This window comes from Methanobacterium sp. (assembly GCF_038562635.1).
In the GTDB taxonomy this organism is placed as follows: Archaea; Methanobacteriota; Methanobacteria; order Methanobacteriales; family Methanobacteriaceae; genus Methanobacterium_D.
Window position 1 is genome coordinate 63,009 of the sequence record NZ_JBCFBO010000001.1, and the last position, 21,847, is coordinate 84,855.

A 21,847-nucleotide genomic window follows, 5' to 3' on the forward strand; every position below is an offset into this window, starting at 1 on the left:
TTTATTCATTAATTTTATGATTTTAAATTCTTATAAATGTTTAAAAATAGGTTTTATGGGTTGACTAGTATGTAATGAACTTAAATTTTTGAGACTATGGTGGCTGTTTGAATCTAAATCTGGATAAAAAGGCTTTTTATGATTAAAAGTATGAATATAATTTTCAAATTATATTTTTACCTCATATTTTTTGGCTTTTTGTGAATATAGTCACTAATAGATCCTTAAACGTTTTTATATTGTGAATAGATAAGATAATTTGATTTTTAAAAAAAAAATAGGAGGTAAATTTAATATGAACATGTATAAACTATTTGTTACAGTAGCACTGGTTTGTATTATGGCTGTTGGAGCATCACCTTCATTTGCTGCAGATCCAACTTCAAGTGCAACTCAAGCAGCTTCTGGAAACGTGACAAGTTTAGTAGCTATTACTACTCTTTGGAATGGTAATGAAGGAAGTGATATTGATTTTGGAAATCTTGTAGCTAATAATGTTGCAACTACATTTTCAGGTAATGAAACTGTAAAAGATTACTCAAATGTTCCAATAGCTCTTTCAACATATGCTAGTGGAGCACTTTCAGGTAGTTCAGAAACAATTCCATTAGCAAACATGTTGTACTCAGATTATGGTAATAGTGTACCAGACACTGCGTTCACCACTACACCTTCAGCAGTGAAAACATGGGATACACCGGATCAAGCTTCAACACCTACAACACCGGTGACATATAAAATAACAGTACCATGGAACACAAAGCCTGGAACTTACACAACTACCATATATCATGTTGCACAGGCTGCTACATAAATTTTTTTCCTTTTTTTTTATTTTTTTAGTTAAAAACTTATTTTAAAAAAAGAGCTACCATACTTTAAATTTAATCTTTTGGAAGTGAATTTTCATGAAAAAAAAACTTTTAAGTATATTATTAGTAGCAGTATATGTTCTAGTCCTTGTATTACCTGTATCTGGTGCAGGGCTCTTAGCATCACCTGCTAAATTTAATATAAACCTTAAATCATCTCAAACATTTACTGGAAGTGTCAATGTCCAGAACACTGGAAAAGGAACTTTACAAGTAACTGTTGATAAAAAAAGAGAGCAGAACAATGGTAAAATTACTCTCTTTGCAGATGATGGAATTGCACAGTGGATATCAGTGGATACTACCAATATAACCTTAAATCCTGGTGAAACTAAAACTATCAATTTCAAAGTTACAGCACCAAGTACCATAAATTACAGTGATGCATTTGGTGTACTTGTAATAAAGGCTACTCCTGTAAGTAAACAAAACAGTTCTAATGGTGGGATAGCTGTAGTGGTGAAACAAGGAGTTGAACTGCTTATACCTCTAATTGTAGGACTTCCAGGTCCAATAACAGAATCTATAGGACTTTCAGGACAGGACATTCCATGGTTACTTTTAACATACATGCCTGGAAACTTTAATTACCACATAAAGAATAATGGGACAGTTATGGAAAATGTCACAGCTGACAGTCAAATTAATGGATGGTTCAACAACTACAATATTAAAACATCAGGAAAGGTTTACCCTGGAAATGATTACTATATCCAGAATACTTGGACGCCCGATATCTATGATTTTGGAGTATATACTGTGGAAACGAACTTAACATATGGTCAATACAACGGAACCAAGACAATAACTCAAAAAGATAACATGATTGTGATACCTATATGGTTAATTATATTGATCTTGGTGATACTTGCAACATGGATCATGAGAAAAAAAGGTGTAAAATCGCCAGTAGTTATTCAAAGAAGAAAAGAGTAATTATTTAATTCTTCTTTTTAATTTATGTACTGAATTAATTCAAACAAAAATTTAACTGCTGCTGATGATTTTTAATGTTTCAAACTTAATAGAGTTGAGCATAAAAATTTAATTTATAAAACATTATAATAGAGATTCGTCCTGCTCTGCAATGCAGAATCCACAGACCGCACCAGGATTATCCTTTTGATTTTCTTTTACAGGGCACAGATAACTTCCATTTTCATATTTAACTTTAAGACTTCCTGGAAATGGAGTTCCAGGTGGATGAACAGATTCTTCTAAAATAAAAGTAGTATAGAGTGACATTATTTTATATATCTTAAAAAAATCAGGGTCAAACCCTTCACCAGCATTTACTTGGGTTTCTTGTTCATTTAAAAGTTTCACGGCTTTTTGAAGATTTTCACAATCCACTTGCTCACTGTACTCTTCTCCATCCTCTTTAAGAACTTTAAGTCTTGTAATAAACGCTTCAGTGTAAGATTTAATGTATTCTTCCCTATAACTTCCAGGCACATATTTGGCATCTTCACTTAAAAAGACAGAAGCCTTCATTATGTCCATTATACATACTTTTGATGCTTCTTTTTTCAAGATTTGCATCAATTCATTTTTATTTAAATTTTCAAGTGAATATACATCTTTTAACATATAAACCATTTATTTATCAGCTTTTTCCTGGCAATCTGGACAGATATAAACATTCTTATCTGTTGAAAAAATCTTGATTTTTTCACAAGTAAAATCAGAGATTTTACGTGTTTTAAATACTTTATCGCAAACTTCACATATGGCTTCTTTAAAGCCCTCTTTGTGTGGTTTTATACTTGCACAACAGGAAAATGGTCCAATGTTGCGATTACCTTCCATTACTGGTTTATTTTCTTTTTCTGTCATTTAAATTACCTGCAAAATTTATAAAGGGGATTTAACCGCAGCAGCTTCCCCCGCCTATACTAAGGCCTAAATTATTTAAAAATGTCACATATCCCTTATCCACGAGTTGAGCCTGATCTACAAGTCCATAAACTTCTATTTTTCCGGATGAAAGTAAATCTATGAATTTTGAGGAACTATCGTCTTTTAATATTTGTGCAATATCTTTTTCATCGAGTATAAACAGTAAATCTGCAACAGGACTTTCTAATTTCTGCAGGCTCTTTAAATCTTTTATATCTGTCTTTAAACTATTATTTTCTTTTTCTATAATTACTAATTTCTCTTTATTTTCAGTCATGGATATTGCAATAGCAGCACTATCAATTAAATCATCAAATAAAGCAGAATTTTGTCTAGCCCAGTTATCCCATATTTCAACTTTAAATTTTTTACACTCAAAAAATCGAAGATTTTTTGGTGCCCCAAACGCATTTGGTGTTTGAGGGTTTTGTTTTTCCTTTAATTTAGCATTCATTTTGTCAAATTTATTTTTAACGTGTTCATATCCTTTCAGGTAAAATGGACATCCTTCTATACAGTAAGTACAGCCATTGCTGCATCCTATACAGTTTTTCTTTATAAGTTCAACTTCTTTACCACCGCAGCAGGTTTCTTTTTCTATCAAAGCTTCGTAAGGGCATGCTTTAACACATTTATTACATTTAGCACAGTATTCTGGTATCCATTCATGTTCATTGTCTTCGTTTACTGGTAAATTAGCAATGCTCACAAATATGGCAGAAACTTTAAGTCTTGGCCCGAGTTCTGGAGTTATAAGAAGTCCACTTTTTCCGATATGACCTAAACCTGCCTTTTGGCCAAGTGCAGAGAAGTTAACAATTCCCCCTTCTGGATGGGCAACTTCAGTTGCATAGCCATTTTTTCTAAGATAATCAGAGAGCTTAGTAGTTAAAATAGCCGTTTTAACATATGCAGTATTATTAAGGTCCTGGGCATCTGCTCCCGGAGCAGTTTCAATAATATCCATACCCATTTCTACAGTTAAAACAATAGTAAATGGGTATTGGATGAATTTATCCTTAAGCATTAAGTCTGGGGTCGTTTGAGTGTATCCTAAACTACTAATACCTAATGAATGAGCGTAATTTTCAAATTCTTGCATAAAGTCATTATCAGCTATAAATTTAGGCTTATCCGGATTTTCTGCCCGTGATAAATCAGGTAACTCAATAGCTCCACAGCATTCTCCACCTTCTTTTTCTGCTGTGCTTTCTGCCCCGCAGCCGCATCCATTATCTTCTTCCAAATGATTATCATCTTTTATGGTCCCACATCCACAGTCTTCAACTTCTTTTGAAGCATTTCGATTGTTTAAAGTAGATTTATCTTCACATCCACATTCACAATCTTCATCCTGATTTCCTGTAGGTAATTCATCATCACAGCCACAACTACATTCATTAATATCTTTTACCTTATCTTCAATTTCTTTATCTAATTTATCGTCTTCACATCCACATTTATTATCATTCATGATTTTCCCTCATTTTTATAAGTTTTACGATTGTTTTATTTTTTAAAATATTTTCTATGGAACATCAATGCCACATTTACAAGGCTTATAAGTACTGGAACCTCTATTAAAGGTCCAATTACTGTAGCAAATGCAACTCCAGATCCTATACCAAAAACTGCTACTGCAACAGCTATTGCAAGTTCAAAATTGTTACTTGCTGCTGTAAATGATATTGTAGTTGTTTTTGAGTAATCTGCCCCAATCCTGCGGCCTAAGTAAAATGTTACAAAAAACATTATTATAAAATACAGGAGTAGTGGAATAGCAATACGAACAACATCTAGAGGTATTTGAACGATAAAATTACCTTTTAAGCTAAACATCACCACTATAGTAAAGAGTAGTGCTATTAATGTGATAGGGCTGATTTTAGGGATAAATTGATTTTGATACCACACTCTGCCTTTTTTTCCGATTAAAATGAATCTTGTGGTTATCCCTGCTAAAAATGGAATTCCAAGATAAATAAACACACTCTGAGCTATTTGGCCTATACTAATATTTACAATGCTTCCCTGTATTCCAAAGATTGGAAGAAGTACTGTAAGGAATACATAAGCATAAACACTGTAAAATAATACTTGAAATACGCTGTTAAATGCTACAAGACCTGCTGCATATTCTGTATTTCCTCTTGCAAGCTCATTCCAAACTATAACCATTGCGATACAAGGTGCTATTCCAATTAAGATTAAACCAGTTACATATTCGGGATATGCACTTAAAAAGACTATTGCCAATATGAACATTAGAATAGGTGCTATAACCCAGTTCTGGAAAATAGCCAAACCTAATATTTTTTTATTTTTAAATACATCTCCTAGTTCTTCATATTTTACTTTTGCAAGCGGAGGGTACATCATTAAGATTAATCCAATTGCTATAGGTATGCTTGTTGTTCCAACCGAAAACTTACCTATAAATGATTCTACCCCTGGAATGAGATACCCTAATGATACTCCTAAAACCATTGCCAGGAAAATCCACAGAGTTAGATATCTATCCAGAAAACTGAGTCTGGTAACTCCACAAAGTTGACTTGTAAATTGATCTGTAGTGTTTTTCCCCATAATCATCCTCTTTAGATCATTTTAAGTTTTTAAATAAAAAGAATTATTTACATGAGAATTCTTTATCAATGGGCTCGCAGCATTCTCCAATATCTTCAGATAAATCGCAGCATCCTGGTATCATATGGGAATAGTATAAATCTTCTAACCAGTCTTTTAATTCATCCCTTATCTTTTTAAATAATTCTAATTTTTCTTCTTCTGTCCCGTCAAATGATGAAGGATCTTCAAATGGCTGCTTAAAGTATTTTTTACCTCCCGCAAAGAAAGGACATGCATTATATGGATTTCCACAAACGGTTATAACATAATCAAATTCATGGTCCTCAAATTCCTTTAAGCTTTTAGATCTATGGCTTGAAATATCAATTCCAATTTCGCCCATACATTTTATTGCAAGCGGGTCTACTTTTTGAGGGTCGCTTCCAGCACTGTAAACATCAAAATCATCACCATACAAATGTCTGAACAGCCCTTCTGCCATTTGAGAACGGGCTGCATTATGTATACACATGAATAAAACTCTTTCTTTTGCCATTTAAACCACCTTAGATGTTTTTCCCGACTAGTTAATCAAACCTATACAATTTTGCAGCGTTTAGCAATGAATGTATAACGCTGATTTTTTTTGTATTTTCCCACCCGTCAACATCTAATAATCTTAAACTTACGAAATTTACTTTTTTTAATCTATAAGTTCTTTAATTTTCTTTTTCATTACTAAAACACACTTTTCCCCATTTTCATCAAGTCTAACGGGATCAGTAGGCTTCATATTCTCTAAATTTAATTCTTCCTGGGCATTAATAATTTTTGCAACCTTAACTCCTTTCTGCTCAAGTATTTTATCAACACAAGAACCTTCGCACCCATTAACTGCAATAATAGGATATTTTCTTATTAATTGTTTGAAACCTTCTCTATCTGCAGATGTTGCACCCATACAAATAGATATAAGGTCATCTCGTTCTTTAACTGTATCAACACTTGCTGCTCTTGTAATTAGTCCATAAGGACTCATTCCACTGCATGGAGCTAATGCATATTTCTTTTCATTTACCATGACTATCACCTAAATTAGTTCTATTAATTCTTTAATCATATCTGCAATTTTAGGACTTGTAAGGCTGTAGTGGATCCATACGCCTTCTTTTCGCCCTTTAATGAAACCTAAATTTTTTAAGATATTCAAATGGTGGGATATGCTTGACTGGGGTTTTTCCAGTGCACATATTATCTCACAAACGCACAGTTCACCATCTGATAATAAGTACAATATTTTAAGCCTGGTAGAGTCTGATAAAGCTTTAAGTTTACCAGAATATTCCTCAAAACGATCTTCAGATGGTAATGATTCTGTAAGTTTCTTCATTCTTTTTATTTGATTTTCATCAGGCCTACCGTCGCCTGAAATTTGACAAGTTTTCATAAACATCCTCTTTTAATGTTTCAACCAGTAATCTGTAACAATTTAAATTTTTTACTAAATCAATATATCTATATATGTCGATATATTGATAGATGTTGAAAATAGTATATAAAATTAACGGAATATCGGTTGAAAATTATAAATCAACAAATAGAGTATAACGTTTGATAATATTCTTTTCTATAACAAAGATGAGCGACCTTTTATAGAATCCATTAGGATCTATAACATAGCCTTAGAGTAGTAGTCCATAGTGGGAGATTAGACCTTTAGAGAAATAGAAGTGATTAGTTTCTTGGGAAAGCTTTGCAGTATTTAACCTTCAATAAAAGGACGGTAGTTCTACAGAAGTACCATAAAAGAATCCAAATGTGTACTATTAATGAATTCAATAAGAGGTACGACTCAAGTAAGTTCTATTTAATGAGACTGTCATTCTATTAACGGCTTCTTCTTTATGAAATTTAATGGGTATCTATCTCATGAAAATATGTTAAAATAAGAAATAAAAGTTGTTTTTTAAATAGTTTATATTAAAAAATTTAAGTAAAAAGTGTTTTATTGTGCTTCTCCGTTTTTACAGTAGTATCCTCCAGGTTTTCCTTCACCTAATTTATTTTCTTGGTATATGGGACAAGTAGGGCAGTTGCACATTTTATCATAGTCGAGGTCATCGCACATTGTAGTGCCTGTGGCACAGTAAAGTCCAGGTAATTTTTTGGGATCGGGTATTTCTCCTTTTTTCATCATTTCTGGCATCATTTTGAATACTTTTTGGGCACATTCACTTTTTTCCTGTACTGGACATACATTACAAACGCATTTTTTAATATTTTCCATATTATATTCTATTTTAGCCATGAAACTCCTCCATTACTACTTTGATTATTATTTTTAATAAATTTTTCCAATGCAATTATCCATTTTTCAAAGGATTAAATGGGTCTTTGCACTAGAAAAACATAATTAATAATTTTAAAAGATTTCAATTGGATGAATTCTATTTTAGCTTCTTATGAAATCAAATTAAGGGGCTTTAAGGATATCTCATGGAATTTTCGTTTGACTATCAACATTTTTAATTTTGATGTGTAAAATCAGAGATTTTACAACGTCGCCATATATTGATTTGGCTAAATACCGTGCTTCTCTTTAAGAGAATGCTGCGTCTAAGAACTGCAATTACCGCTTCGTGAATTATTTTTGAAATAATTTTCCAGTAAAAATTAGAAATAGAAAAATTCTAAATTCAGTAAGTTTATAATAATAAATTAACTGTTTATTGGTGGGAATTCCATTGGATAAATATTATCGTACGGTAAGGAGAGTTCTAATCTTTATTCTGGTACTCAATATAATTGTTGCTTTAGCTAAAGTTCTTTATGGTTGGTATTCTAATTCTTTGAGTATGCTTTCTGATGGTTTTCATTCTTTTTTTGACGGTGCATCTAATGTAGTTGGGATTATTGGAATTACATTGGCATCTAAACCTGCAGATAAAGACCATAAATATGGGCATTGGAAAATAGAAACGTTTGCTTCCATAATAATTGCATTATTCTTATTTTTAGTATGTTTTGAAGTTGTTCAATCAGCTATAACTCGGTTCTTTAACCCTTCAGCACCTGAAATAACATCAATCAGTTTTTTTGTAATGGGAATAACTATTCTAATTAACGCAGGTGTTTCATTTTATGAATACAAAAAAGGACGTGAAATAGACAGTAAAATTCTTATTTCAGATTCAATGCATACGAGAAGTGATATATATGCATCTATAGCAGTTATATTTGGATTTTTTGCAATTATTGCAGGTTATATATGGATAGATCCACTTATAGCTTTATTAATAGCAATATTAATAGCTAAAACAGGAATTGGAATAATAAAGGAAAGTTCTGAAGTTCTTCTGGATAAATCAGTTATAGATGATGGGGTTGTTGAGAAAATTGTAAAATCCGTGCCTGATGTTATTGAATGCCATGCAATAAGAACTCGAGGAAAAAAGTCCCAAACATATATAGATCTGCATATCACAGTTGATCCTCGTTATTCAATTGAAGAAGCACATAATATAGGTAATAAAGTAGAATTAAAGCTTAAAAAATCCATTCCCGGAGTGAAAGAAGTTTTAATACACTTAGAACCTGAGACAGATTAAATTTAGTCGTGATTATTATTTTTATTGTTAATAAGTTTAATTCATGTTAAATCCTGTTAAAAATAAAAAAATAATATAAATAATTATCAGTAATAATGCTCTTAAACGAGTTAATCCACTTTTACTCATTAAATACAGGCTAAAAATAGAAATTAGAATTATAAAAAATATGGAAACTATTTGAAACTCGCTATAATCTGGGACTAAAATTGGATTTATAATTGATACCGTTCCTAAAATCAAAGTAGAATTGGATACAGTACTTCCCATCAAATCGCCTACTGCCAGAATTTTGTAGCCGTGTAACAAAGAAATTGTCTCAAATGTGAGTTCCGGAAGAGATGTTCCAAATGAAATCAATATGATTCCTATTAGAAAAACAGGGATTCCAATATCAGATGCTATTAATGGGGTATAATCAACTAAATATTTTGCACTGATTAAAAGTGCCATTAAACCTATTGAAAAGAAAATTAAGTTTTTTATGAACTGTTTTTTGTTTACTACATTTTCCTCTTCTTCAAAATCTGTCTGCTTAAAAACCAGAGTGAAATAAGCTATAAAAATGATAATTAAAATTATGCCATCGATACGTGATAAAATTCCGTCTGAAGCTAATATTATTGGTAAGAGGGCTATGAAAAAGGGATAAATGAGTTCTTTTTTAATTTTATTATCCTTAAAATTAATTTCTCCAGCTATTAATACGGCTGTGCCTATAACTAAAGATAAATTGACCACATTAGATCCTAAAACTGTTCCTAAAGAAAGTTCAGGTATTTTCTCTATAGCAGATGTTATACCAATTATTAATTCAGGTACACTGGTTACAATGGCCATTATTATAAATCCTGCCGCAAAATGACCCAATTTAAGATATAATGAAATTTTAGATATTGATCTTGTCGTTACAGCACCGCTTAAAATTAAGATAATTAAAAGAAATGCAAAAATCATGTAATCAATATTCATAATATTATGTCTGTTTAATATGATATTTAGTAGGGTATACCTTAAAAAGTGATTTTTTTCTAAATTAGAATAAATATTTTTAAAGTAAGTCAGACACTCTTCAATGCAGTAAATTGAAGCATTACATGAAAATGACATTATTATAGTCTTCCAGAATTGTGGAATCAATTTCAGGTGCAAACAGTGCCAGAATGAAATCAATTATTATGGGACTAATTAGCAGATGCAGAATAAATATTTAAATTGATGCAACATGATTGAAAATTGAGCAGAATACAATAAAAAGAATATTTCATTTAAAAAGTCAAATTTATTCCTAAGTACTTTGAATTGAATCAATATAACTGAGATTTGAATAATTTATAAAAAAGTGACAATACAACTTCTACAGAGTAGGTGATAGGTTATAGTGGGAAATTGGTAGGTTTGAAAGGAGGTAGAGCCTAACAAATATTGAAGGGGCTCCATTGCTTGTGTTTTAAAATATGTCAAAAATTATTTAATATATAAATCATAAAATTCTGAACTTGCTATATCTTCTAATATGCGCTTATAATAATTTTCAAATAGTTTTTTTTCTTCTTTAATATATTCTGGACGATTTAAATCATCATCTTGAGGATTTAATTCAAGAATCACTACAATGTTATCTATTTTAATTATAGAATCAACATAGGCCGATTCTTTATATTCTAACAATTTATGGTTGATGATTGGCCCCCATTCCTTTGGGGAGCTTTCATCAACGAAGCCTAATTTATAGGGGTCCTCTTTGATAGTTTTTACATATTCTAACATAAATATCACCAGAGATATCTGGTCTAACATGTCTTTGATATTCAATAGGAAGGTACATAATAATTATATCCAATATAATGTTTTAAAGTAGCTGTAAAACTTGAATACCCGCATGTTGGGCATTTATGTTTCTTTTTGAATTTGATCTTTTCCAGACTTAATATTGTTATCTGGCCTTTTTTAGGAATATTATAAGTTGTTCCACATTTTTTGCATGTTACGGTCCAATTATCTATATCTACCATGAGTACACCTTAAATATATTTATTATGTTTTATATCATTTGAAAATAAATGGGGATGGGAGTGTGTAAAGATCCCCAAAAATTATGTAGGAGGCGGATTTTTTATATTTTTTATACTCCCTGGATTTTTTTAATTATTTGACTGGCTTTAATTTCTTAACTGCCGTATCTCACGTATTCTATTTAGTAAATAGTATTTAAGTAATTATTCCAAAGTTTTTCCCAAATTATTACTGATTATGCCCAAATCTAATGTTATCTTGAAAGTGAAATGAATGGATAACTTAAATAATAATCTAAATGGTTTAATTGATACTATATTTATTGCAGTATATGCTAACTTATTAGATTGCATGGAAGAAGATCCATGTTAGACTATAAATATAAGTTGAGCTATTGGGCCGGCACCAAAGCGAAGAATAATTAATTTCATAATTGGATAATAGTTATAATTTGTCGTTTATTCTTATTTGACAGTGTATATTTTGATTTAAATGGATTTAATTAACCTATTCTAGATTTATATTCTAAAACTCTTATTTTCAACCTATCTGATTTTAAGTCCCATAACCACTATTAAAATAAAATTTAATGATAATCTTGAAGGGTAAAATCAATAAGTTTATTCATCTCCTTTTCAATATAATCAGTCCCCGTTTTACCCTCCTGTAAGATATAGTCACTGTAAATGTCACAAAAAACCATAATTTAATTTATTTTTATAGAGATATTAAGGAAGTTAAAAAAGATATTTAAATGAGTAACAACTTAAAACAGTATAAATATTAGAAAAGCTATTTACAGCATTTTTAGTACATTTAAAGGTAAAAATATTTTTTTCAATTGAAAAAAAATCTCTCTAAAGATTATAGTCTAGACTTTAGATCAACATATCATATCAAGAATACAGGCGAAAAATATATACGCTCTCCAAATATAGTTAACTCTATAATAAAAATCATTCGTCAATATGTGAGTTATCACGGTAACGTTAGATTTAAACTAATTCTTTTTAATTCATAAAATTTAAAGCATTTTGGTCATCACTTAGTTTGTACTAGAATCTTTTTTGGCCAAATTAAAATCATTCCTAGCGATAGCTATGAATTAATGTGCTGTAAACTTTTTCAAACAATATGGATATGTTTATGAATGAAAAAGAAAAAAAAACAGAATTAAATTAGATAAAGAAGAGTTAAAATGCGTAAGTTAATGAAAAAACGCATCGAGGAAATTATAGGAAACATGAATACAGTAGATGGTTTTAACCAAATTAAATAAGGAGGACTTGTGATTGAGGATATTCACACGATAATTCTGTATAATAAAATAAAAATGTGTATTTTAAAGAATAATGATCTTATGAAGAATGTTATATCTAAAATTTTTAATTAATATAACATCCCCTAAGTTTTTAATAAACTTTTTTCAGTTATAAGTGGACTATTCTACTTTTAAGGTAAATTTTGGGATTTATAAGTATATTACAGGATGATATGCCGTTTATGGAGATAAAAAGGTTAAAATCCATAATATGAAAGAGAAGAATATATCCTTAAAAATAGGATGTCATTTTTTTTGGTTAAACAATCCTAATTTTAAGCTTTTCATGTCATTAACAGAAAATTTTCGATCATATCATTAAAATGGGCTTTTTGAAGATTTATAATAACTTTAGATTAATTAATTGGGCGTTTATTCATTCCGCTCTAAATAATCAATGGATTGGTAAAATTATGTCTTTTATGAGTAGAATAAAAAGTAAAATAAACAATTTAAATACAAAAAATGAAGTTTTATCAGGTACTACTGTGGCGTTGGCTCTTGTACCTGAAGCTATAGCATTTTCAATAATTGCAAATGTAAGTCCGCTGGTTGGTCTTTACACTGCAGTTATAATAGGATTAATTACCGCCCTTTTTGGAGGTAGGCCTGGAATGATTTCTGGTGCTACTGGTGCAGTTGCAGTGGTCATAGTCGCTTTAGTAGTAACACATGGTGTTGAATATCTGTTTGCAGCGGTAATTTTAATGGGCATTATACAAATGACAATTGGCTTTTTAAAGCTTGGGAAATTCATTCGTATGGTTCCACGAGCAGTGATGTTTGGATTTTTAAATGGTTTGGCTATAATTATATTTACATCTCAATTTGCGCAGTTTCATACAGCAGACGGCGGCTGGCTAACTGGCCCTCTGCTATGGATAATGTTAGGTTTTGTAGCACTATCAATGGCGATCATTTACCTGTTACCTAAAGTTACCAAGGCTATTCCTGCATCATTAGCTGCAATAATGGCAGTTTCGGCCGTTACAATAGGTTTACAGATACCAACAAAAACGGTTGGTGATATTGCATCAATTGGGGGAGGTTTGCCTGCATTCCATTTACCGTTAGTTCCTATTAATCTGGAAACTCTTGCAATTATATTGCCTTATTCGCTTGTTATGGCATTAGTAGGGTTAATTGAGAGTTTATTAACGTTAAATGTCGTTTCTGAAATGATTGAATCATCTGGAAAAGGAAATAAAGAAAGTGTAGCTCAAGGAATTGCCAATACAGCTTGTGGTTTCTTTGGGGGTATGGGAGGCTGTGCAATGATTGGTCAAAGTATGATAAATGTGAGTTCTGGAGGTAGAAACAGGATTTCTGGAGTTACAGCAGCAGTTGTACTATTATTCATTGTTTTAGCAGGTTCTTCATTGGTAGAAAAGATACCAATGGCTGCATTAGTTGGTGTAATGTTTATGGTTGCTATAGGTACATTTGAGTGGGCTTCATTTAGAATTATAAAAAAAGTGCCGAGAATAGATGTAGTTGTAATGGTAGTTGTGGCTGGAGTGACTGTAATCTTTAATAACCTTGCAGTAGCTGTAATAATTGGTGTTATTATTTCTGCATTATCCTTTGCCTGGAATAGCGCTAAAAAAATCCATGCACATGTATCATTTGATGCTAATAATGTGAAGTACTATGGAATAAGTGGCCCTTTGTTTTTCGGCTCAACAACGGCATTCAAGGAAATATTTGATTATTCAAATGACCCTGATAAAATAGTTATTGATTTCAGCGATTCTAAAGTTATGGATCACTCAGCAATTGAAGCTTTAAACTGCACAACTGAACGGTATGCTAAATTGGGGAAAAAGGTCCATATTAAACATTTAAGTGAGGACTGTAAGCAATTGTTAGATAACGCGTCAGAAATAATTAATGTTAATTACTGAAGATATGAATTGATAAATAATTAGTTTCTTTTTTTTACACGGAAAAGAACGTTATTTATTTTCAAATTTAGCTTTTTATTTTTGCTAAATATATTTAATTAAGCTTTATTAAAGTGGTATGAAACCTTTATTTTTAAAATAAACCTGTTAAAATTTAATTTGAAGTAGCAAAGACGAGCCCTATTTTATAGAATCCCTTAGCTGGATCCAGAATATTGCCCTAGAATAGTAGGTCCTAGCGGGAGATTCGAACTTTAGAGAAATAGAAGTGACTAGTTCCTTAGGAGAGCTTTGCAGTATTTCAACCCTGATAAGAAAGACGGTAGTTCTACTGAAGGTGCCATATAAGAATCCAATAAAATGCACCTATCAAATAAATTCTTGATTGTAACAGCAAATGATAATACTGTCTTTTAACTATAAAAAATTAGATTGAATTATGGAGAAGTATAAACATCCTTTGAAAGCTGGATAGGATGGAGATAAAAGTGAGTTTGTGGGAATATATTGATTGGGATATTGACGAAGAAAAAGAGAAAAATAAGAAAAATGCAGAGAAAATATTGAAAGAATTCCCTGATGTTGAAGGTTTAAAAGAGGTTCTTGATGATGTACAGGCTTTGATGGATTCTGAAGTTTATGATAAAGTTTATGAGGCTAGTTTGAAGGATCCTGAGGAAATGTCATCATATATTGATACGGTAGATGATCTTTTGAAATTAAAACAAGTTAAATTAGCTTCTGAAATTCTTAAGGAACCTCCTCTTTATATTTCGTCTTTAACAGGTGTTGTAATTTTTTCACATCTTAAAGCGCTGTTTGCAGGTTTAATTCCTGAAATATGGTATGTTTATGCTCAAAGAAAATTGAATCATAAAGATACCCTGAGGGAACATGCTATTTTAGAACGTTTAATGTCACTTTTAGATGATTTTGGCAAGCCAATAAATTTTCAACCACCTGATGAGAAATTTTATAAAAAATTAAAAGATGTAAAATGGGATAAAAGTGCTAAAAAACTCTTTGGAAAAATACATAGAATACGTGGAGATATTAGAGTTGTTAGGTGGGTTTCAGATTCAAGTACTTTTGGTACGGGCGAAAATTATTCGTTAACCTTTTTAGCTGCATGTAGTGCTGTGAATCGAGATAGAAACAAAATATTATCAGAAGACGTGATTGTGGCTAATAGAACTTATTTCAAATTGTTGAATACTGATATTAGTAAGTTAATGTGATTCTTAAGATAGGTACCAATTAAATGAGTTCTATCGATGAGACCACAAGTTAAATTCTTTTTTTATGGCTTCTTTTTAAAGTGTATTCAATTTAAATATTAGGAGTTATGTAATTTTACATATTAAATGACTAAATTGTATAATAATTGTTTTTATTTTAAAAGGGGATTATGATGGACGGGAAAAAATTATTGATGGTTGGCATTCTAATTGGAGCTATTGTTTTAGTTATAGGAATCTTTGTAATGTATAATCCAATCAGTTATGATGCCCATTACTCAACTAACAATGATGCTTCTTATTGTGGGGATCCAATGTATTATACTTTTAATAATTCAACTTCTGAAGCAACAGCAATATCTGTAGCAAGATTAAATGAAGGAATGATGGGTTTTGGTAGTAATGTTCTGTATAATTCGGGTTATGCCCCATATATTAAGATAAATGCTTCTTTAAGCTATAATAAAAAATATTGGATAGTTAATATGAGCATGGGAGAACCTTTCGAGTGGATTGTTACTGTTGATCCCAAAACATGGATGAGCAAAAAAAATGGAGAAAGTCTAGAAGGAACTAACAATACATGGAGATCCTTAGACGAATTGAAAGCAAAATACATAGCTGAACTTAAAACTGCTACTCATAAAGATTTATACATAGGAAAACCATCTAAAATTACCCTTGATGGTAAAGAAATCTGGAAAGTACCAGTATATAAATCAAACAGCCAAGGAATGAATGCAACATATAATGAGGAAGAAATAATAGGATATGTTTATGTTGATCTTATAACAGGAAAAAGTAAAACTTTTCTAGGAACAGTAGGATGGAGTACACTTGAAGAAGTAGATGAAGCACTTACTAGAATGGGTTCTCCCTATTCACCACCATTTAAAGACGCTTTAAGAGATTTATACCAAGAATAAAACCTTTAATTTTTATGAATTTTACAGTTAAATTCTTTTTTATGGCTTCTTTTTTATGAAATAAAATCAAATGAGGTTCTTTTAACGATATCAGTAATGAACCCATTTAAAGAAATCACAAACGGGGGCGAAAGAGTAAGATTAATATCTAATCCGCCCTATTCGTTAAATACATGAGATATTACGTGCGGTCGCAAGCTCCCAAGTTTTGAAAAAATAAAAAATTTTTTAAAAACTTCGTAATATCTCGTATTTAACAAAATAGCCCCGCCCCCTCCCAGGAAAAGACTCCGTCTAAGGACTGGAAATTTGCAAAATAAAAAATTTTGCAATTATTTTAAAAATAAATTTTTGATATAAAATAGAATAAATATTTAAATGTATATTGTTAGCTGAATACCTTTTTAAATTGAATAGATCTTGCTAGAAATGTATAAAATAGTTAAAGAATTAAAATAATAAAAAGTTTTATATTATAATGTACATAATTTTAAATAATTTGAATCATAGTACAATTGGTGAATCAAAATAGTAATTGTACAAGTTAAGAGAAGTTTACTTGAATTATTATTTTTTTTAGGGTGTATCTATGAGTAAAACGGATGAATTGCGTGAACGTGCAAAGAAAGAACTATTAAAGGCTGATAAAAAAGGTTATATGCCAAAGGATACGTCTGAATTGATATATGAACTTCAGATTCATCAAGTAGAACTTCAAATGCAAAATAAAGAACTAAAAGAGTCCCATGACGAAATTTCAAGGCTTTATGATCAATACTATGAACTTTATGACCATGCTCCTGTAGGATATTTTTCATTAAATAGAGATGGAATTATACGTAATGTGAATTTAAAAGGTATTGAATTACTTAAATTAAGTAAAAAGGATATTATTGGGCGTGGTTTTAGTAGATTCATGCAAAAAGATTTTGAAAATGAATATTATCGTTCATTAGCTAATGCGATTAATACTCATGAAAATCAGAGTGTAGAACTCAAGTTAAAAAGGAATGACCTATCTTTTGATGTGCATATGAATATTATGCCTATATATGAAAGGTTTAATGAATGTTACCGTATAACTATAACGGATATCACTGAACGTAAAAAACTTGAAAAACAGTTAATGGAAACTATAGATCAATTAAAGAGCTCTAATGATGAATTACAACAGTTTGCTTATGTGTCTTCTCATGATTTGCAAGAACCTCTCAGAACTATAACCAGTTTTACTCAATTACTTGAAAGGCGCTATAAAGGTAAGTTAGATAGTGATGCGGACGAATTCGTAGAGTATATTGTAGATGCTACAGTACATATGAAACAGCAAATTCAGGACTTACTTGAATATTCACGTGTTAAGGCCAACAAAGAAGAATTTAAACTTATCGATACTAATAATATACTAAATAAAGCTCTTTTAAATCTCCATTATTCAATTAAAAATGCTAAAGCTGAAATAACACACGATAAACTCCCAAATGTAATAGGAAATGCTGATCAACTTCAAAGAGTATTCCAAAACCTCATCTCAAATGCTATCAAGTTTAGGAAAAGTGAAGAACCGCTTAAAATCCACATATCATCATATAGGGCAGAATACTGGGAAGAGTATGTCTTTAGTGTAAAAGATAATGGTATTGGGATAGAAGAACAATACTTTGAACGTATCTTTACAATATTTCAGCGATTACACACAAGAGAAGAATATCATGGTACCGGAATTGGATTATCAATAATTAAAAAGATTATAGAAAGACATAATGGCTATATTTGGGTTGAATCCGAACTTGGAGCCGGTTCTACTTTTTATTTTACGATTCCTTTTAAACCCTCTGAAATTAGGGGGGGGGGCATTTCTTTAAAAAAGTGATTAAAATAATTTCTTTTAGGCAAGTTGGGGTCTGTTTCAATTTAGTAAATTAAATTGATTGTATGTAAACATGGTAATACTATAACCTCCTGCAGAATTTTAGAATTAATCAGAGGTGCTGGATGGAATTTTATATAATCTGAAGTCATTTTTCACACATATATCTATTTCTGATAATGGATTAAGACCCAAAATATCATATATTTACATAAAAGGAAGCTATTATCTCAAAAATCATTTAATTAAAAGATTATAAAAGTCTTAATAATTTTGAAGAAGACATTAAATCTCTAAAATTAAAAAAATGATATTTCTAAAAGTATAAGTTTATTTATTAACAATAATTACATATGGAATCTAAGATCCTGGTTGTTGAGAACGAATATATTATCTTAAAAGATATAGAAAGCTCATTAGAAAATATGGGTTTTGAAGTAGTTTCAACAGCTTCAACTGGAGCAGAAGCCATTCAAAAAGCTAGGGATCTTAAACCTGATTTGATACTTATGGATATTGTGCTTGATGATGAAATGGACGGTATTGAAGCTGCTCGGAAAATAAAAGCTATTTTTGATGTTTCCATAATTTATGTCACTGCTTATGGCGACGAAAAAACTTTTAAAAGGGCTAAATTAACAGAACCGTACGGATTTATCACTAAACCTCTCAGCACGGATGAATTAAGAGCATCTATAGAAACTGCGCTCTATAAACATAAGCTTGATAAAAAGTTAAAGGAAAGTGAAGATAAATATCGTCGTTGGTTTGAGGAGGATTTGGCAGGTAATTTCATTGCAACGCCTGAGGGAGAACTTCTTGAATGTAATCCATCATTTTTGGAGATATATGGGTTTAATAACCGTGAAAAAGCTATCCATCCAAATATTTCAAAATTCAACTCGACTGACTGGATTGATCTTATATCCCGCCTGAAGGATGAACATAAAATTCATGATTATCAAAGTTGGCATAAAACGCCCAATGGAAAACAAATCCATATTGTTGCCAATGTAGTGGGCGTATTTAATGATTCAGGTGAGCTTGCTCAAGTTAAAGGTTATGTTTTTGATGATACTAAACGTAAAAAGGCTGAAAATCTTTTCAGGAAGAATGTAGAACAGGAAAGTTTTCTTCTTGAGCTTTACAAGAGATCTTCTCAGCTTACAGATAATGAATTGTATAACTCTGTATTAGATCATGCAGTCAGTATCACAAATAGTACTATAGGATTTTTTCATTTAATTTCTGAGGACCAGAAAAATATTATTTTAAATACATGGAATAATGAAGCTTTAAAGACATGTAAAACTTTATTTAAAACACATTATCCTATTGAACAAGCCGGTAACTGGACTGATTGTATAAAATCAGAAGGTCCTGTTGTTTATAATGATTTTAAAAATTCTCCTAATAGAAAGGGATTTCCGGAGGGACATGTATCTGTTAAAAGATTTATAAGTGTTCCTGTATTTGATGGGGATAAAGTTAAGTTTATTTTTGGTGTGGGAAATAAAATTGAAGAATATGATGATTGTGATATAATTCAGATTCAATCAGTGGCTAATGAGCTATACAAGATCATTAAACGACGACATGGGGAACAGGAGTTAAAAGAAGCTCGTGATAATTTAGAGAAAATGGTAAAAGAGCGTACTTCAGAATTAGAGAAAGCTTACAATATTATAAAAGAAAGTGAAGTTAAGTTCCGTGCTTTATTCAATAAGGCACTTGATATGATAACCTTATCTGAAAGTCGGAACAACGGGTTATTTGGGAATTTTATTGAAGTAAATGATGCTGCAGTTAACATATTGGGTTACACAAGAGAAGAATTTTTAAATAAAACACCTTTAAACTTATTTGCGCCTGCTAATAAAGAAGAAGTACCTGAATTCATGGCAGAACTTCAAAAGAAAGGATATATTAGATTTGAATCAGTTACCATAACCAAAAATGGAAAGCAAATACCTGTTGAAGTTGGTGTGCATACTTTTAAACTTGGAGAAAAAAAGGTAAGTCTTGCTATTGCTCATGACATTACAGAACGTAAAAAATCTGAAAAAAAATTAAAGAAAAGCGAAAACAGTCTAGCAAAAGCTCAACACATGGCCCATATTGGCAGCTGGGAATCAAATATCCAGACAGGGGAGGTAAGCTGGTCCGATGAATTATATTCTATATTCCGGGTAGATCCAAATACTTTTGATCCTGATTTTAATTCATTTATAACTTTTATCCATCCCGATGATTGGGAATATATGAAAAATATTATACATCAGGTAACATCAAAGGGCATATCAGTTGACTTAGACTATCGGATAGTTTTAGCAGATGGGTCAACACGTATTCTAAATACCAAGGCGGAAGTTACAGATTTCGATGAAAATGGAAAGCCTCGCCTAATATTAGGTACAACTCAGGACATTACTGAACGTAAACAGATGGAAGAAGAATTACAGGAAACTATACAGAAGTTAAAAAGATCTAATGAGGAATTACAGCAGTTTGCGTACGTTTCTTCTCATGACTTGCAAGAACCTCTCCGGACTATAGCAAGTTTTACTCAATTAATGGAAAGGCGTTACAAGGGTAAGTTAGATGAAGATGCTGATGAATTCATGGATTATATTGTTGCTGCTGCTGTCCGTATGAAACAGCAAATTAATGACTTGTTAGAATATTCACGTGTTAGCACAGCAGAAAATGAATTTAAATGTGTTAATACTGATTCTATTTTGGATCAAGCTATTATTAATCTTAAAAGTTCCATAGATGAAAACAATGCTAAAATAACTCGTGATCCGTTACCCGATGTAATTGCTGATGGTGATCAATTAAGAAGAGTTTTTCAAAATATTATTGGAAATTCAATTAAATACAGAAACCCAGATGAAAGTCCAAAAATTTATATTTCTGCGTACAAAGATGAAAAAAACAGGGAATACATATTTAGTATGCAGGATAATGGGATTGGAATAGAAAAGCAGTATTTAGATAGGATATTTAGAATATTTCAGCGTTTACATACTATGGATGAGTATAAAGGAACGGGAGTAGGATTAGCAGTTGTTAAAAGAATTATTGATCATCATGGTGGCAAAATATGGGTTGAATCAGAATTAAATAGGGGTTCTACTTTTTATTTTACTATACCAATAAGATAAGCATTTTTTAAACCTTTTGAGTCCATGTTTTTAAATAGATAATGAAATCAATTAAAAATCAGGGTTCACTAACTAAATTACATATTTATATGATAATCTAAATATTGGAAGATGATTTAGTTTTGAACCAACATTCTTCAACATGTTGTAAGGAGGGTATATCCATCATAATCTAAGGGTTTAATTATAAAACAGTCAGTTTGAAATTTTTGAGCTTTTAAAAAGTTTTCTTTGCTATTAGAAGTAGTTAAAATAATTACAGGTATATCATTTAAATTATTATTAGTTTTTATCTCTTTTAAGACTCGAAAACCGTCAATTAGGGGAATATTTAGATCAAGCAATATTAAATTAGGTTTTACTTGGTTTCTTTTTTATTTAGAAATTTTAAAGCTTTACAATCTTTGATTGTAAACCCCAAACACTAATTGTTTGGAGGCTTCAATACCATTATAAGC

At 30.9% G+C, this 21,847-nt stretch carries 19 protein-coding genes; 8 read left to right on the forward strand and 11 right to left on the reverse strand.

Annotation, left to right across the window (positions count from 1 at the left end; all coding sequences use genetic code 11):
- Positions 1-295 precede the first annotated feature (295 nt).
- Together AAGU07_RS00280 and AAGU07_RS00285 are read left to right on the forward strand one after the other, a co-directional pair.
- On the forward strand, positions 296-814 hold the full coding sequence (locus AAGU07_RS00280; RefSeq protein WP_342457222.1) for a hypothetical protein: 519 nt from the start codon (positions 296-298) through the stop codon (positions 812-814).
- Between the two features lie 94 nt (positions 815-908).
- Complete coding sequence (locus tag AAGU07_RS00285) at positions 909-1,808, forward strand: hypothetical protein (protein ID WP_342457223.1); 900 nt, start codon at positions 909-911, stop codon at positions 1,806-1,808.
- Positions 1,809-1,931: 123 nt separating this feature from the next.
- Here the strand turns inward: AAGU07_RS00285 and AAGU07_RS00290 are convergent, their stop codons facing one another.
- The 8 genes from AAGU07_RS00290 to AAGU07_RS00325 all read right to left on the reverse strand — a co-directional run bounded on the left by AAGU07_RS00290 (position 1,932) and on the right by AAGU07_RS00325 (position 7,647).
- On the reverse strand, positions 1,932-2,471 hold the full coding sequence (locus AAGU07_RS00290) for a DUF2115 domain-containing protein (protein ID WP_342457224.1): 540 nt from the start codon (positions 2,469-2,471) through the stop codon (positions 1,932-1,934).
- A complete protein-coding gene (locus AAGU07_RS00295) occupies positions 2,472-2,708 on the reverse strand; it encodes a hypothetical protein (protein WP_342457225.1) in 237 nt (78 codons plus the stop codon). It lies immediately after the preceding gene.
- Between the two features lie 31 nt (positions 2,709-2,739).
- Positions 2,740-4,245 (reverse strand): reductive dehalogenase domain-containing protein, encoded by a 1,506-nt coding sequence (locus AAGU07_RS00300; protein WP_342457226.1) that lies wholly within the window; start codon positions 4,243-4,245, stop codon positions 2,740-2,742.
- Positions 4,246-4,280: 35 nt separating this feature from the next.
- Positions 4,281-5,357, reverse strand: a complete 1,077-nt coding sequence (gene arsB, locus AAGU07_RS00305; RefSeq protein ID WP_342457227.1) for an ACR3 family arsenite efflux transporter — start codon at positions 5,355-5,357, stop codon at positions 4,281-4,283.
- A 43-nt stretch (positions 5,358-5,400) separates the two neighbouring features.
- Complete coding sequence (locus AAGU07_RS00310) at positions 5,401-5,895, reverse strand: arsenate reductase ArsC (RefSeq protein WP_342457228.1); 495 nt, start codon at positions 5,893-5,895, stop codon at positions 5,401-5,403.
- Between the two features lie 147 nt (positions 5,896-6,042).
- A complete protein-coding gene (locus tag AAGU07_RS00315; protein ID WP_342457229.1) occupies positions 6,043-6,420 on the reverse strand; it encodes a putative zinc-binding protein in 378 nt (125 codons plus the stop codon).
- A gap of 9 nt (positions 6,421-6,429) precedes the next feature.
- Entirely contained in the window at positions 6,430-6,786 is a 357-nt protein-coding gene (locus tag AAGU07_RS00320; RefSeq protein WP_342457230.1) for a metalloregulator ArsR/SmtB family transcription factor, read from the reverse strand.
- Positions 6,787-7,344: 558 nt separating this feature from the next.
- Entirely contained in the window at positions 7,345-7,647 is a 303-nt protein-coding gene (locus AAGU07_RS00325; protein WP_342457231.1) for a DUF2769 domain-containing protein, read from the reverse strand.
- A gap of 436 nt (positions 7,648-8,083) precedes the next feature.
- On the opposite strand from AAGU07_RS00325, the gene AAGU07_RS00330 reads away from it, so the two are divergent.
- Positions 8,084-8,947, forward strand: coding sequence for a cation diffusion facilitator family transporter (locus AAGU07_RS00330; RefSeq protein ID WP_342457232.1), 864 nt, complete (start codon positions 8,084-8,086; stop codon positions 8,945-8,947).
- 36 nt (positions 8,948-8,983) lie between these two features.
- Here AAGU07_RS00330 and AAGU07_RS00335 read toward each other — a convergent pair whose 3' ends face one another.
- The 3 genes from AAGU07_RS00335 to AAGU07_RS00345 form a co-directional block, all read right to left on the reverse strand.
- Positions 8,984-10,057 (reverse strand): hypothetical protein, encoded by a 1,074-nt coding sequence (locus AAGU07_RS00335; RefSeq protein WP_342457233.1) that lies wholly within the window; start codon positions 10,055-10,057, stop codon positions 8,984-8,986.
- 357 nt (positions 10,058-10,414) lie between these two features.
- Entirely contained in the window at positions 10,415-10,717 is a 303-nt protein-coding gene (locus tag AAGU07_RS00340; RefSeq protein ID WP_342457234.1) for a hypothetical protein, read from the reverse strand.
- A 41-nt stretch (positions 10,718-10,758) separates the two neighbouring features.
- Positions 10,759-10,962, reverse strand: a complete 204-nt coding sequence (locus AAGU07_RS00345) for a hypothetical protein (RefSeq protein WP_342457235.1) — start codon at positions 10,960-10,962, stop codon at positions 10,759-10,761.
- 1,735 nt (positions 10,963-12,697) lie between these two features.
- Here AAGU07_RS00345 and AAGU07_RS00350 point away from each other — a divergent pair.
- From AAGU07_RS00350 to AAGU07_RS00370, 5 genes are all read left to right on the forward strand, one after another.
- Positions 12,698-14,188 carry a SulP family inorganic anion transporter gene (locus AAGU07_RS00350; protein ID WP_342457236.1) on the forward strand — a complete coding sequence of 497 codons (1,491 nt, stop codon included), beginning with the start codon at positions 12,698-12,700 and terminating at the stop codon, positions 14,186-14,188.
- Between the two features lie 488 nt (positions 14,189-14,676).
- Entirely contained in the window at positions 14,677-15,426 is a 750-nt protein-coding gene (locus AAGU07_RS00355) for a hypothetical protein (protein ID WP_342457237.1), read from the forward strand.
- A 173-nt stretch (positions 15,427-15,599) separates the two neighbouring features.
- On the forward strand, positions 15,600-16,352 hold the full coding sequence (locus AAGU07_RS00360) for a hypothetical protein (protein WP_342457238.1): 753 nt from the start codon (positions 15,600-15,602) through the stop codon (positions 16,350-16,352).
- A gap of 607 nt (positions 16,353-16,959) precedes the next feature.
- Complete coding sequence (locus AAGU07_RS00365; RefSeq protein WP_342457239.1) at positions 16,960-18,225, forward strand: ATP-binding protein; 1,266 nt, start codon at positions 16,960-16,962, stop codon at positions 18,223-18,225.
- Positions 18,226-18,575: 350 nt separating this feature from the next.
- Positions 18,576-21,389, forward strand: coding sequence for a PAS domain S-box protein (locus AAGU07_RS00370; protein WP_342457240.1), 2,814 nt, complete (start codon positions 18,576-18,578; stop codon positions 21,387-21,389).
- Positions 21,390-21,847: the final 458 nt, after the last annotated feature.

Excerpts from the sequence above, each read along its gene's own strand:
- AAGU07_RS00290 (WP_342457224.1), bottom strand. The coding sequence starts at position 2,471 with ATGGTTTATATGTTAAAAGATGTATATTCACTTGAAAATTTAAATAAA.
- AAGU07_RS00280 (WP_342457222.1), top strand. The coding sequence starts at position 296 with ATGAACATGTATAAACTATTTGTTACAGTAGCACTGGTTTGTATTATG.
- AAGU07_RS00360 (WP_342457238.1), top strand. The coding sequence starts at position 15,600 with ATGGACGGGAAAAAATTATTGATGGTTGGCATTCTAATTGGAGCTATT.
- AAGU07_RS00325 (WP_342457231.1), bottom strand. The coding sequence starts at position 7,647 with ATGGCTAAAATAGAATATAATATGGAAAATATTAAAAAATGCGTTTGT.
- AAGU07_RS00315 (WP_342457229.1), bottom strand. The coding sequence starts at position 6,420 with ATGGTAAATGAAAAGAAATATGCATTAGCTCCATGCAGTGGAATGAGT.
- AAGU07_RS00335 (WP_342457233.1), bottom strand. The coding sequence starts at position 10,057 with ATGTCATTTTCATGTAATGCTTCAATTTACTGCATTGAAGAGTGTCTG.
- arsB (WP_342457227.1), bottom strand. The coding sequence starts at position 5,357 with ATGGGGAAAAACACTACAGATCAATTTACAAGTCAACTTTGTGGAGTT.
- AAGU07_RS00350 (WP_342457236.1), top strand. The coding sequence starts at position 12,698 with ATGTCTTTTATGAGTAGAATAAAAAGTAAAATAAACAATTTAAATACA.
- AAGU07_RS00345 (WP_342457235.1), bottom strand. The coding sequence starts at position 10,962 with ATGGTAGATATAGATAATTGGACCGTAACATGCAAAAAATGTGGAACA.
- AAGU07_RS00285 (WP_342457223.1), top strand. The coding sequence starts at position 909 with ATGAAAAAAAAACTTTTAAGTATATTATTAGTAGCAGTATATGTTCTA.
- AAGU07_RS00310 (WP_342457228.1), bottom strand. The coding sequence starts at position 5,895 with ATGGCAAAAGAAAGAGTTTTATTCATGTGTATACATAATGCAGCCCGT.
- AAGU07_RS00295 (WP_342457225.1), bottom strand. The coding sequence starts at position 2,708 with ATGACAGAAAAAGAAAATAAACCAGTAATGGAAGGTAATCGCAACATT.
- AAGU07_RS00320 (WP_342457230.1), bottom strand. The coding sequence starts at position 6,786 with ATGAAAACTTGTCAAATTTCAGGCGACGGTAGGCCTGATGAAAATCAA.
- AAGU07_RS00300 (WP_342457226.1), bottom strand. The coding sequence starts at position 4,245 with ATGAATGATAATAAATGTGGATGTGAAGACGATAAATTAGATAAAGAA.
- AAGU07_RS00370 (WP_342457240.1), top strand. The coding sequence starts at position 18,576 with ATGGAATCTAAGATCCTGGTTGTTGAGAACGAATATATTATCTTAAAA.
- AAGU07_RS00340 (WP_342457234.1), bottom strand. The coding sequence starts at position 10,717 with ATGTTAGAATATGTAAAAACTATCAAAGAGGACCCCTATAAATTAGGC.